Annotated in this window: 10 protein-coding genes; 5 read left to right on the forward strand and 5 right to left on the reverse strand. The window is 67.6% G+C overall.

All coding sequences use genetic code 11. The features are described from left to right. The first annotated feature begins 141 nt into the window (after window positions 1–141). The 4 genes from OJI97_RS08565 (at window position 142) to OJI97_RS08580 (ending at window position 4039) form a co-directional block, all read left to right on the forward strand. On the forward strand, window positions 142–1386 hold the full coding sequence (locus OJI97_RS08565) for an MFS transporter (protein ID WP_297662639.1): 1245 nt from the start codon (window positions 142–144) through the stop codon (window positions 1384–1386). A gap of 98 nt (window positions 1387–1484) precedes the next feature. Next, window positions 1485–2396 carry an aldo/keto reductase gene (locus OJI97_RS08570; protein ID WP_297662640.1) on the forward strand — a complete coding sequence of 304 codons (912 nt, stop codon included), beginning with the start codon at window positions 1485–1487 and terminating at the stop codon, window positions 2394–2396. Next, the gene (locus tag OJI97_RS08575) at window positions 2393–3460 is read left to right on the forward strand and encodes an LLM class flavin-dependent oxidoreductase (protein WP_297662641.1); all 1068 of its coding nucleotides are present in this window, start codon (window positions 2393–2395) and stop codon (window positions 3458–3460) included. The genes OJI97_RS08570 and OJI97_RS08575 overlap by 4 nt, the downstream gene beginning before the upstream one ends. Before the next feature lie 186 nt (window positions 3461–3646). Continuing rightward, window positions 3647–4039: a hypothetical protein gene (locus tag OJI97_RS08580; RefSeq protein WP_297662642.1), complete on the forward strand. Its 393-nt coding sequence runs from the start codon at window positions 3647–3649 to the stop codon at window positions 4037–4039. On the opposite strand, the gene OJI97_RS08585 is transcribed toward OJI97_RS08580, so the two are convergent. Together OJI97_RS08585 and OJI97_RS08590 are read right to left on the reverse strand one after the other, a co-directional pair. Further along, the gene (locus tag OJI97_RS08585) at window positions 4015–5211 is read right to left on the reverse strand and encodes an iron-containing alcohol dehydrogenase (protein ID WP_297662643.1); all 1197 of its coding nucleotides are present in this window, start codon (window positions 5209–5211) and stop codon (window positions 4015–4017) included. The two genes, OJI97_RS08580 and OJI97_RS08585, sit on opposite strands and share 25 nt — an antisense overlap. After that, a complete protein-coding gene (locus tag OJI97_RS08590) occupies window positions 5208–6542 on the reverse strand; it encodes an MFS transporter (RefSeq protein WP_297662644.1) in 1335 nt (444 codons plus the stop codon). Before OJI97_RS08590 ends, OJI97_RS08585 begins: the two co-directional genes overlap by 4 nt. 180 nt (window positions 6543–6722) lie before the next feature. Here OJI97_RS08590 and OJI97_RS08595 point away from each other — a divergent pair, with 180 nt between their 5' ends. Continuing rightward, window positions 6723–7589 carry a hypothetical protein gene (locus tag OJI97_RS08595; protein ID WP_297662645.1) on the forward strand — a complete coding sequence of 289 codons (867 nt, stop codon included), beginning with the start codon at window positions 6723–6725 and terminating at the stop codon, window positions 7587–7589. Between the two features lie 122 nt (window positions 7590–7711). On the opposite strand, the gene OJI97_RS08600 is transcribed toward OJI97_RS08595, so the two are convergent. From OJI97_RS08600 to OJI97_RS08610, 3 genes are all read right to left on the reverse strand, one after another. Continuing rightward, window positions 7712–9139 (reverse strand): FGGY-family carbohydrate kinase, encoded by a 1428-nt coding sequence (locus tag OJI97_RS08600; RefSeq protein ID WP_297662646.1) that lies wholly within the window; start codon window positions 9137–9139, stop codon window positions 7712–7714. Window positions 9140–9244: 105 nt separating this feature from the next. Next, window positions 9245–10648, reverse strand: coding sequence for an FAD-binding oxidoreductase (locus OJI97_RS08605; protein WP_297662648.1), 1404 nt, complete (start codon window positions 10646–10648; stop codon window positions 9245–9247). A gap of 1 nt (window position 10649) precedes the next feature. Continuing rightward, the gene (locus OJI97_RS08610; protein ID WP_297662650.1) at window positions 10650–12209 is read right to left on the reverse strand and encodes a glycerol-3-phosphate dehydrogenase/oxidase; all 1560 of its coding nucleotides are present in this window, start codon (window positions 12207–12209) and stop codon (window positions 10650–10652) included. Window positions 12210–12249: the final 40 nt, after the last annotated feature.

Genomic DNA, 12249 nt, shown 5'->3' on the forward strand with positions numbered 1-12249 from the left:
GGTTCCCGCTTTCGCGGGAATGACGAAGGTGGGGAAACGGCAGCTCCCCACCCCATTCCTGCCGTAGTGAAAAAACGTCTGTCCTTTCGGATATGACAGCGTTATCTGATCATAACACGAAAAGAGATTCGGGGAGAGACGATGGTGGCGCAAATCGCCGATAAACGCCGCTGGCTGCTGGTGGGGCTCGTCTTCGTCGCCATCGTCCTCAACTATGTCGATCGCCAGATTCTCGCGCTCCTGAAACCGACCCTCCAGGCCGAGTTCGACTGGACCGACCGCAATTACAGCCACATGGCCTCGGCCTTTCAATTCGCCGCCGCGCTCGCCTTTCTCGGCACCGGCTGGTTCATCGACAAGGTCGGGCTGCGCCGCGGCTTCGCGATCGGGGTGGGGGTGTGGAGCCTCGCGGGCATGGCGCACGCCTTCGTGACCACGGTCGCGGGCTTCGTCACCTCGCGCGCGGTGCTCGGCGCCGCCGAATCGATCGGCACCCCGGCGGCGGTGAAGACCGCCGCGACCTATTTCAACGCCAAGGAACGCTCGGTCGTCCTCGGCCTCGGCGGCATCGCCCCCAATGTGGGGGCGATCCTGACGCCGTTGCTGATTCCGCTGATGGCGCTGATGTGGGGGTGGCAGTCGACCTTTCTAATCGCGGGCGGGCTCGGGCTCGTCTGGGTCGCGGTGTGGCTGATGGTGCGCATCCCCGAACAGCCCGGCGCCGCCGACGCCGCCGCGACGAAGATCGCATGGGGCAGCCTGCTGCGCGACCGCCGCCAATGGGCGGTGATCCTCGGCAAGGCGCTCACCGATCAGGTCTGGTGGTTCCTGCTCTTCTTCATGCCCGACCTCTTCCACCGTGTCTTCGGGCTCAGCCAGGGAACGCTCGGGCTTCCGGTCGCCTTCGTCTATTTCATGGCCGCGCTCGGCGGCATCACCGGCGGCTTTCTGCCGTCGCTGCTGATGACCCGCGGGTGGAGCGTCAACGCCGCGCGCAAGGCGTCGATGCTGATCTATGCCGTGCTGATCCTGCCGGTGCCTTTGCTCGTCCACGCCGACAGCGCGTGGGTCGCCGCCGCGATCCTCGGCCTTGGCCTTTTCGCGCATCAGGGGTTCTCGACCAATCTCTTCGGCCTCACCACCGACGTTTTTCCAGCAAAGATCGTCGGTTCGGCGATCGGCATCGGCGCCTTCGCGGGGAACCTGTCGGGCATGGCGATGATCGAGTTCGCGGGCTGGTCGCTCGACACCGGCCGTGGCTACATGCCGATGATGCTCGTCTGCGCTTTCACCTATCTCGCCGCGCTCGCCGCGATCCACCTTATCCTGCCGCGCATCGTCGCGGTGGACGAGGAGGATGGCGAGGCGCAGGTGTTGGCGCATTGAAGGTAATTCTCGTCATCCCGCGAAAGCGGGGATGACGACGTAAAAGATTAGCTGCACCGTATAGAAACCCGCTTCCCATCCATTCGATCATGGAGTATATGACAGCGATGTCAGATTATCTACCCGCTCCCGCCACCGTGTCTCTCGCCGGCCATGAGGTCGCTCCGATCGCCTGGGGCATGTGGCGCTTCGCCGGTGCCGATGTCGGCACCGCCCGCGCGCGCATCGACGCGGCGTTGGAGGCGGGGGTGACTCTCTTCGACACCGCCGACATCTATGGTTGCGACACCCCCGGCGGCTTCGGCTCGGCCGAGGCGCTGCTCGGCGAGGTCTTCGCCGAAGCGCCGGCCTTGCGCGACAAGATGCTGCTTGCGACCAAGGGCGGGATCATCCTCGGCGTTCCCTACGACAGCAGCGCGCCCTATCTCGGCTCGGCGATCGACATTTCGCTGAAGCGCCTGCGCACCGATCATGTCGAGCTGTGGCAGATCCACCGCCCCGACCTGCTCACCCATCCGCAGGAAGCGGCGCGCGCGCTCGAGGAAGCGCATCGCGCGGGCAAGATCGGCGCGATCGGCGTCTCCAACTTTACGCCGTCGCAGACGGCGGCGCTCGCCAAATTCCTGCCGGTTCCGGTGGTCAGTCACCAGAGCGAATTTTCGCCGCTTCACCTGAACCCGCTGTTCGACGGCATCTTCGACCAGTCGATGGCGGAGGGCATGGCCTTTCTCGCCTGGTCGCCGCTCGGCGGCGGCCGGCTCGGCGATCCGGCCGACGAACGCACGCGCGCCATCGCCGCGCTGCTCGACGCCAAGGCCGCCGAATATGACGTCTCGCGCGCCGCCGCGACCTATAGCTGGGTGATGGCGCATCCCGCGCGCCCGATCCCGATCGTCGGCACCCAAAATCCGGACCGCATCCGGGAAATCCCGCAAGCCTTCGCCCCGCGCTGGACGCGCGCCGAATGGTACGCGGTGCTGCAAATTTCGATGGGGGAGAATCTGCCATGACCGATCGCACGTGCGAAGTTAGCTGGTTTTCGGCGCTTTGCGATGACGACTATGAATTTCTCGGCGTTCCGGACCCGATGCTCAAATCGAGCTGGGAGCATTGCCGCGATATCGTGATGCAGGCGGACAGCCTTGGCTTCGACAATATCCTGCTCCCCTCGGGCTATGCGCTCGGCATCGACACCACCGCCTTCGCCGCGGCGATCGCGACGCTGGTCAAGCGCATCCGCCTGCTGATGGCGGTGCGCATCGGCGAGACATGGCCGCCGCAGCTCGCGCGCCAGATCGCGACGATCGACCGCATTCTGGGCGGCCGGCTGACCGTCAACATCATCTCGTCGGACATGCCGGGCGAGACGATGGAGTCCGAGCCGCGTTACCGCCGCACGGTCGAGGCGATGCATATCCTGAAGACGCTGCTGAACGGCGAGGCGCTCGACCATGACGGCGAGTTCTGGAAGCTGAAGCTCGATCCGCCGCGCATCGGCATGGTGTCGGGCAAGGCGCCGCCGCTCTATTTCGGTGGGCTGTCCCCCGCCGCGCGCGACGCTGCCGCGAAAGGCTGCGACGTCTTCCTGATGTGGCCCGACCGCGAGGAGGTGGTGAAGGAGATCATCGCCGACATGACCGCGCGCGCCGCCGCTTATGGCCGCACGCTCAAATTCGGCTATCGCGCGCACATGATCGTCCGCGATACCGAGGCCGAGGCGCGCACTGCCGCCGACCGCCTGCTCTCGAAGCTCGATGCGGAGAAGGGTGCCGCGATCAAGGCCAAGTCGCTCGATTCGCAAAGCTTCGGCGTCAACGCGCAGGTCGCCTTGCGCGAAGCCGCGTCGGACGACGGCTATGTCGAGGATAGTCTGTGGACCGGCGTCGGCCGCGCCCGCTCGGGCTGCGGCGCCGCGATCGTCGGCGACCCCGACCAGGTGCTTGCGAAGCTCGCCCGCTATCAGGACATGGGGATCGAGGCGTTCATTCTCTCGGGCTACCCCCACGCGGCGGAGGCCGACCTCTTCGCCCGTCATGTGCTGCCGAAGATGCAGCACGGGCCGCTGATACTCTGAACCCCTCCAATGCCCTCGCTTCGTCACCCCGGACTTGATCCGGGGTCCCGCTTCGCTGCATTGCTGAGCGGGACCCCGGATCAAGTCCGGGGTGACGTCGACTTGGGATGCCCCGCCTCCACATCGAGACGTAGGAGAGCGGGAAGCGGGGCGAGCGCGCTTAAGCAGGGCGCGGATTGCCTGTCGATGAACGGGATCAAGGTTGTGGTGCTGGTCATCGCACCGTCACTGTGTAACAACATATCCATGCGGGCCCGCCAAATTGTGATTTTCGCCTCATGCATGGCTCTTCTCTCGTGCGGAGAAGCGCCATCGCCACATGCCGAAAGCTATTGGAGGCTGTCGGTTGAAGGAAGTCCGGAATGCTTGGCGCAACTGACCCGTGCCATGGAACGGAAGGGAATAGCTGTTGCCCGGTTTCCTGAATGGAATGATGGTAGCGGCATAATGGATTTTGGCCCCGTCGCGACGGGTGCGATCGGCGATCTGAGGACGATCATTCGGGCGTCGGGTTGTGCCACGCTGCGCGGAAAGCAATCCAGCTGTTCAGGCGATTATTCGGACGTCGCTGTTTGCTGACGGCTTTCTCCCGCCCATACTTGCGCATAGAGCATCGCCATCTCCTCCTCATCCGGCACCCGCGGGTTGTTCGCGGGCGATCCCGACGCCGCCGCCTGCGCGCACATCGTCGGGACCAGCGCCTCCCAGCGCGCCGCGTCGATGCCCCATGCGGCCGGCCCCGGCACCTCTAGCTCGCGGTTGAGCGCCGCCAGCTCGTCGAGCAGCCGCGCCACCGCCGACTGGTCGCCCTCGGCCTCGTCCGCCACCCCCATCGCCCTTGCGCAGTCGGCGTAGCGGTGGAGCGCCGCGGGCGCCGACCAGGTGGTGACCGCGGGGAGCAGCATCGCGTTCGACAGGCCGTGCGGGACATGGAAATGCGCGCCGATCGGGCGGCTCATCCCGTGGACCAGCGCGACCGAGCTGTTCGAAAAGGCGATCCCCGCCTGCGTCGCACCCAGCATCATCGCTTCGCGCGCCGCCGCATCCATCGGGTCGCGGCATACGCGGCGCAGGTTCGGCGCGATCGCGCGCATCGCGAGCAGCGCCATGCCGTCGCTGAACGGGTTCGCGCGCTTCGATACATAGGCCTCGATCGCGTGGGTCAACGAATCGATCCCGGTGTCGGCGGTCAGCCGCACCGGCTTGGTGAAGGTGAGTTCGTAATCGACCAGCGCCGCGACGGGCAGATAGGCGAGGCCGGGGCACAGCATCTTCTCGTCGGTCGCCTCGTCGGTGATGATCGTGAAGCGCGTCGCTTCCGACCCCGTGCCCGCGGTGGTCGGGATCGCGATCACCGGCAGTCCGGCCTTGTCCTGGACATGCGGCGCCTTGTAATCGGCCATCGCCCCGCCATGCTCGCCCAGCACCGCGATCGCCTTGGCGCTGTCGAGCGGGCTGCCGCCGCCGAAGCCGACGATGCAGTCATGGTCGCCCTCGCGCAGACAGGCGACGCCCGCATCGACCGACGCCACGGTCGGGTCGGGCACCGTGCCGGCAAAGACGCGCGCGGTGATTCCCGCCGCCGCCAGCCCGCCTACCAGTTCCTCGACGCGCCCGCTGCCAAGCAGAAAGGCGTCGGTGACGATCAGCGGCCGCGCCAGTCCCAGCGTCGCCAGCACCTCGGGCAGCTCTTTCGATGCGCCGCCGCCGATGCGCAGGATGCGGGGCAGGGCAATGCTGGCGATACTCAACTGACCATCTCCTCACGGATCGAACTGCGCGCCATCCAGAACAGCGCCGAGGCGAGCGCGCCGAACAGGATGAAGATCATCAGCGACCATCGCACGCCCTCCGCCGACCCTAGCCCCATCGGCCCGCTTAGAAAATCGCTGACCGCGCCGACGCCGAGCGGGCCGAGCCCCAGCCCGATCAGGTTGATGATGAACAGCAGCACCGCCGACGCGGTCGCGCGCGTCTGCGGCCGCACCAGCCCCTGCACCGCGGCATAGCCCGGCCCGTACCAGAGCGTGTTGAGGATCGGCGGAAAGGCGAAGAGGATCAGCGCGGTCACCGCCGAATCGACGAGCAGCGCGGCGACATAGAAAGGGATGCCGAGCAGGGTCGAGATCGCCGGGATGCCGACATAGGCGCGCAGGTCGCGCGCGCCGTAGCGGTCCGCCAGATACCCGCCCATCCACGTCCCGACCGCGCCGGTCAGCCCGAGTACGACGCCGAGTGCGACGCCGAGGAAGCCGGTCAGCCCGAGTCCGAAATCACCCGCGATCGCGGTCAGCTCCTCGGCATGATTGCGAAAGAAGAAGGGCGCGATAAAGGCCGCGGCGCCATAGCCGATGAACGCCTTGATCGCGGCGGCAAAGGCGATCAGCCAGAAGGTGCGCTTGCCGCGGATCTCCGCCATCGCGGTCTTGAAGTCGGGGCGCGCTGCCTTCAGCACGGCGAGGTCGACATGCATCTGCCGCCGCGGCTCGCGCAACGTCGTCCAGGCGACGACCGCCATCAGCAGCCCGGGCAGCCCGGCGACCAGAAAGGCGGTCCGCCAGCCATGAGCGTCGGCGATCAGCCCGCCGAGCGCGAGCCCGAGCAGCCCGCCGAGCGGCGTCCCCAGCGAATAGAAGGCGAGCGCGGAGGCGCGCTTTTCGCGCGGCGTATAATCGGTGATCAGCGAGTGGGCGGGCGGCGTGCAGCCCGCTTCGCCGATCCCGACGCCGATACGGCACAGCGTGAGCTGGACGAAATTCTGCGCATAGCCGCACGAGATGGTGAACAGGCTCCACAGCCCCGCCGCCGCCGCGATGATTCGCGGCCGGTGCCCGGTCTCGGCATGGCGCGCGATCGGAATGCCGAGCACGGTGTAGAAGAGCGCGAAGGCCAGCCCCGTCATCACCCCGAGCTGCCAGTCGGCGAGATGGAGATCGTGCTTGATCGGCTCGGCGAGGATCGAGACGATCTGCCGGTCGAGGAAATTGAGGATATAGATGACGAGCAACACCGTCAGCGCATAGCGCCGATAGGCGGGCGACACCTGCGGAGGGGCGGGTGGGGCGGGGGATTCGCTACTCATGACATCCTCTCGTAATCGTTTCTTATTTCGTCACCCCGGACCCTTCGACTGAGCTCAGGACAGGCTTGATCCGGGGTCCCGCTTTGCCCTTGACGTCAAAAAGCGGGATGCCGGGTCAAGCCCGGCATGACGAAGATTTTGCCTTTTTTAAAGTCAATTGACTCCCACCCCCATCACGATATGACAACGCTGTCTGAAAGGGAAGTCATGCCGCAACTGCTCGTCCTTCAATCGGTCTGGGGGCTCGACAAATGCCCCGGCTTCGACATCGAAAACCGCCTCGACGATGCGCTCGAACGGGTCGTCGCGGCGGGGTTCGACGGCGTCGGGACGAACCTCGCGCGCATCGCGCGCACCGACGGCGTCGCGCGCGTCATGAACCCGCGCGGCCTTGCGTGGGAGGGGCAGGTACTCGTCCATGACGCCGATCAGCTCAGCCATTGGATCGGCGAGGCGGAGCGGCTCGGCGCGCATCATCTTAACGTCCAGATCGCGGGTCCGACGGCCGATTTCGGCGCCGCATTGCGGCTCGTCGATCGCCTCGCCGCCGCGGCGAAGGATGCGCCGCTGCCCGTCTGGTTCGAAACCCACCGCGGCCGCCTCACCAACGATCTCCTCTTCACCCTGCGGCTGATCGAGGAGCGCCCCGGCCTGCCGCTGACCGCCGACCTGTCGCACTATCCGGTCGCGGGCGAGATGGAATTGCCGCTGCGTGATGACCAGCTCGCGGCGATGGAGACGATCCTGCAGGGGAGCCACAATTTCCACGGCCGCGTTTCGACGACGCATCAGGTGCAGGTCGCGCTGGACGCGCCGCAGCACAAGGGCTGGCTCGACCAGCATGTTGCCTGGTGGCGCCGCGGTTTCGAGCTGTGGCTCGAACAGGCGCGCGAGGGCGACGCGCTGACCTTCATGTGCGAGCTCGGCCCGCCGCCCTACGCGATCACGACGCCCGACGGCCGCGAGCTGACGAACCGCTGGGACGAGGCGCAGAGGATGCGCGACATCGTGCGCGGGCTGTGGCGCGAGGTGAGCGGGGCAACATAATAGCCCCTCCCCTTCAGGGGAGGGGTTGGGGGTGGGGGCCATCGGCCTTGCGCAAGGTTTCGAGCCCCCACCCCAACCTCTCCCCTGAAGGGGAGGGGCTTGATATGGCCCAGACGCAAGCATCACACCGTCACCGCCGCCCGCCACCGCGCGAACGCCGCATCGGCTTCATCGCGCCCGACGTTCGGCCAGAACTCGGCATCGTATCGCGCCAGCCTCTGAAGATCGCTTTCCCCGAACAGCCCCGCGCCCATCCCTGCCGCCAGCGCCGCGCCATAGGCGCTCGCCTCGCGCACCGCGTGGCGCCGCACCGGGCGCTGCAACGCATCGGCCTGCAACTGCATCAACGTATCGCTCGCCGACAGCCCGCCCGCGACGGGCAGCGCCTCGGGCACCGGCAGCGCGTCGGCGATCACCTCGGCGATCTCGCGAAAGCGGAAGGCGATGCCCTGCAACGCCGCCCGCGCAACCTCGCCCGGCCCGTCGGCAAAGCTCAGCCCGGCGATCAGCCCGCGCGCTTCGAACTTCCCATGCGGTGCGCCCATGCCCGCCAGCGACGGCCGCACCACGACATTCCCTGCCGTGCTCACCGAAGCCGCCGCTACCTCCATCGCCGCCGGCGACACGAACAGCCCCAGCGTGCCGCACAGCCACTCGATCAGCGATCCGGTCGTGTTCACCATGCCTTCGACGCAGAAGCGCCGCTTGCCGCCCGCAAAGGCCAGCGCCTCGGCGGGCATACTTTTATGCACCTCCTGCGGCGCATCGCCGGTTCCCGCCATCAGCACGCCCGACGTGCCATAAGTCGCCTTCCAGTCGCCGCGCGCCAGTGCGCCGTGCGCGACCATCGCCGCCTCCTGGTCGGCGATCAGCGCGGTGATCGGCACCCGCGCGCCGAGTATGGCGGGGTCGGTCTCGGCAATCGCGCCCCAGCTTTGGGTCTGCGCCGGGAACAGGCTCGCGGGCAGGCGCTGGTGCGCCAGCAAGGCCGCGTCCCACCCGCTCCCGCGCGCAAAATCATAATAGCCCGTCAGCCAGCCCGCCGAGGCATCGGTGACATGCGCGCCGCTCAGCTTGTAGGTCAGCCAGCTATCGAGCGTCCCCCATTGCAAGTCCTTGGGATCGCGCCCCGACAGTGCGATCGCCGCGGGCAGCTTGGCGGAGGGCACCTGCGGCCAGGCGGTGAAGCCCGCCGCGCGCAGCGCCTTATATTCGTCCATCCCGCGCAGGTCGCTCCACACGAGCATCGGCGCGACCGGCTCGCCGCTGGCGCGGTCCCACAGGACCACGCTCGCGCGCTGCGTCGTCACGCCGATCGCCGCGACGTCGGCGATGCTGCGCCCGGCGGCGGCCAGCGCGCCATCGATCACCGCGCGGCAGATGTCCCACACCGCGCCCGCATCCTGCTCGACCAGCCCGGGGGCGGGGAAGCGGTTGGCGATCGGCCTCTTGTCGATACCCAGCACCGCCCCCGCCGGATCGACGAGCATCGCGCGGGCGCCCGTGGTGCCCGCATCGAGCGCGAGGAGGAGAGGGCCGTGGCTATTCACCTGAAATCCCAGCAAGCGTCATTGCGAGCGGCGAAGCCGCGCGGCAATCCAGAGGTGGCGTAAACCGCTCTGGATTGCTTCGCTCCGCTCGCAATGACGGCATGCTCACGCATCGGGTATCAGATTGCCCGGATTCATCATCCCCTCCGGATCGAGAGCATCCTTCACCCGTCGCAGCAACGCCACGCCATTCTCGCCCAGATCATGGTGCAGATAAGGCTTCCTCAATCGCCCCGCGCCATGATGGTGCGCGACCCCGCCGCCATGTTTCGCGGTCGCTTCCATGATCGCGCGCCAGCCCGCGAAATAGGCGGGCTCCATCTTCGCGCTATCCTCGAAGGTCGCGGCGAAGCTGAAATAGAGGTTGATCCCCGATCGATAGACATGGCTGCTGTGCGCCGACGCGTTGATGACGCCGGGGATCGCGTTCAGCGCCGCGATGCTGTCGTCATAGATCGCGCCGATCTCGCTCCAGCGCCCCGAAATCTCGACCGTGTCGGCGACATAGCCGCGCTCGAACATGTCGCGCCAACTCGGCACATGGTTGCGCTTTTCGATCCATTGCTTCGCCGCCATCGGATCGCCCGCCTCGAGGCCCGCGCTCGCGCAAATCTCGCGCATCGCCGCAAGCTCGGCCTCGACGCGCGCCTGCGGCCCTTCGTGAACCATCAGCAGCATCGCCTTGCCGTCGCGTTCGTAATCGCGGAACAGCCGCCGCACCTCGCGCCCGTCATATTGGCGCATCACCGGCGGGCGCCAGTCGGCGCGGACGATCCGCCGCTGCGCCTCGAACCCGGCGCGCATGTCGTTCGCATAGAAGATGCTGTAATCGCGGTGCGGCGCCTTCGCGCGCAGCGAGAACGTCACGCCGGTGATGACGCCCATCGTTCCTTCGGCGCCCATCAGCAGGTGGCGGAGGTCGGGCCCGGCGGCGGCGCGCACCGCCTTGCCCAGCGTCACCAGTTCGCCGTTCGGCAGCACCGCCTCGATCGAATGGATGATGTCCTCGATATTGCCATAGGCGGTCGAAAATTGCCCCGACGCGCGCGTCGACACCCAGCCGCCGACGCTGCTGATCGCGATCGACTGCGGCCAATGCCCGATCGTCAGGCCGTGGGCCGCGACCGCTTCTTCGGCTTCCATGCCGTTGAGCCCGGCATCGAAGCTCGCCAGCAGATCGTCGCTGTCGATAAACCGCACCCGGTTCATCGCGCTCATGTCGAGCAGGATCGCGTCCGGCGTCGGCTCGATCCCGCCGCACACCCCGCTGCCGAGGCCGTAGGGGATCAGCGGCACGCAGCGCTCGGCGGCAAGGCGCACGACCTTCTGCACATCCTCCACCGATTGCGGCCGCACGACGCAGCCCGGCGCGGGCACGGCTTCGCCGCGCCAGTCGCGCAGATGCTTGACCGCCCACTGGTCGTAACGCCGCGCATTCAGTGTATCGGCGTCGCTCGCGACGCGGTCGGCGCCGATGGCGCTGGCAAGGGCTTCGGCAATCGAACTCATCTCACTCTCCCAAAAGCCTGCGGCTTTCATCGTTGATCCGCTGGCAATGCGCGATCTCGGCCGCCCTGGCGGCATCATCCCATCCGAGCAGCGCCCCCATCGCCTCGGCGGCGGGCGCCAGCGCGGCAAGGCCCGCGTCCCGGTCGAACCAGGCGCGCGCGCTGCGGCGCACCCAATAATCCTCGAGCCTTGCCGCGCCTTCGTGCGTCACCGCGCGCGCCGCTTCGGCCGCGACATCGCCGCCCGCGATCAGTATCTCGCTCGCTTCGTCGCCATAAAGCCCGGCCAGCCGCTCGGCGGCGCGCGGATCGAGGCGGCTCAGGCTGTCGCCGACGCTCCGCGATCCGCCCGGCAGCGGGGCGTCGGCGGTCGAGCAGGGCAGGGCGTTCCTGCCCAGCCGGCCCGCGACCAGATCGACCACCCGCTCGGCCATCGCGCGATAGGCGCTGAGCTTGCCCCCCGCGATCGAGACCAGTCCGCTTGGCGAGGTCCAGATCTCATCCTTGCGCGACACCTCGTTCGCTTTCTTCCCCGGCTGCGCGATCAACGGTCGCACCCCCGACCAGAGCGAGACGATCTCGGCATCCCCGATCGGGTCGATGCTCAGCGCCGCTTCGGTGGCGCGCAGCAGATAGTCGATGTCGTCGCGCGTCGGCGCGGGCCAGTAATCGGCGCCGTCGTGGAACACGTCGGTCGTACCGATATAGGTGAAGGCGCCGCGCGGCACCGCGAAGATACTGCGCTTGTCGGGCGCGCGGATGATCAGGGTGGCGTTGATGGGGAGCCGCTCGCGCGGCAGCACCAGATGGATGCCGCGGCTTAGCGACAGCCGCGCATCGCCTTCGCCCGCTTCGAGCCCGCGCACCGCGTCGACCCACGCGCCCGCGGCGTTCACGACCAGCTTCGCCCTGATCCGCGCGCCGAGATTATCGCCCAGCGTCGAGGTTGCGACCAGGCCGTCGCTCGTCAGGTCCGACGCCGCCGCATGGTTGACCACCACCGCGCCCGCACCCTGCGCGCTGCGGATATTGGCCAGCACCAGCCGTGCGTCGTCGGTCAGGAACTCGGGATAGAGCACCGCGCCGTTCAGCCGGTCGGTGCGCATCAGCGGCTCGCGCCGCTGCAATTCGGTAAGGCCGATCACCTCATGCTTCTCGGCCTCGGGCACCCCGCCGAGCTTCTCGAAGGTCCACAGCCCCGTGCGCAGCTTCGCGGTCATCGCCATGTTCGTTGTCGGGATCAGGAACGGCGACAGCCGCGTCAGATGCGGCGCGATCCGCCGTAGCACCTGCCGTTCCGACGCCGCTTCCTTGACCAGCGCGATGTCGCCCTGCGCCAGATAGCGGAGGCCACCGTGTATCATCTTGGAGCTTCGGCTGCTCGTCCCGCTCGCATAGTCACGCGCCTCGACCAGCGCCACCGACAGCCCGCGCATCGCGGCATCGCGCGCGATCCCCGCGCCCGTAATCCCGCCGCCGATCACCGCAAGATCGAACGTCCGCGATTCCAGCTCGGCAAAGATTTGCGCACGCCGCCGCGCATCGAGTTGGGTGCTGCTCATGGCGTCACGCTATGCGAATGACCGGGGCATTGGTATTGCA

The organism is Sphingopyxis sp. (assembly GCF_025869345.1).
In the GTDB taxonomy this organism is placed as follows: Bacteria; Pseudomonadota; Alphaproteobacteria; order Sphingomonadales; family Sphingomonadaceae; genus Sphingopyxis.

What these genes read in the sequence shown, in the direction of transcription:
- OJI97_RS08565 (WP_297662639.1), top strand. Translation starts at nt 142, where the DNA reads ATGGTGGCGCAAATCGCCGATAAACGCCGCTGGCTGCTGGTGGGGCTC.
- OJI97_RS08590 (WP_297662644.1), bottom strand. Translation starts at nt 6,542, where the DNA reads ATGAGTAGCGAATCCCCCGCCCCACCCGCCCCTCCGCAGGTGTCGCCC.
- OJI97_RS08580 (WP_297662642.1), top strand. Translation starts at nt 3,647, where the DNA reads ATGAACGGGATCAAGGTTGTGGTGCTGGTCATCGCACCGTCACTGTGT.
- OJI97_RS08595 (WP_297662645.1), top strand. Translation starts at nt 6,723, where the DNA reads ATGACAACGCTGTCTGAAAGGGAAGTCATGCCGCAACTGCTCGTCCTT.
- OJI97_RS08610 (WP_297662650.1), bottom strand. Translation starts at nt 12,209, where the DNA reads ATGAGCAGCACCCAACTCGATGCGCGGCGGCGTGCGCAAATCTTTGCC.
- OJI97_RS08605 (WP_297662648.1), bottom strand. Translation starts at nt 10,648, where the DNA reads ATGAGTTCGATTGCCGAAGCCCTTGCCAGCGCCATCGGCGCCGACCGC.
- OJI97_RS08575 (WP_297662641.1), top strand. Translation starts at nt 2,393, where the DNA reads ATGACCGATCGCACGTGCGAAGTTAGCTGGTTTTCGGCGCTTTGCGAT.
- OJI97_RS08570 (WP_297662640.1), top strand. Translation starts at nt 1,485, where the DNA reads ATGACAGCGATGTCAGATTATCTACCCGCTCCCGCCACCGTGTCTCTC.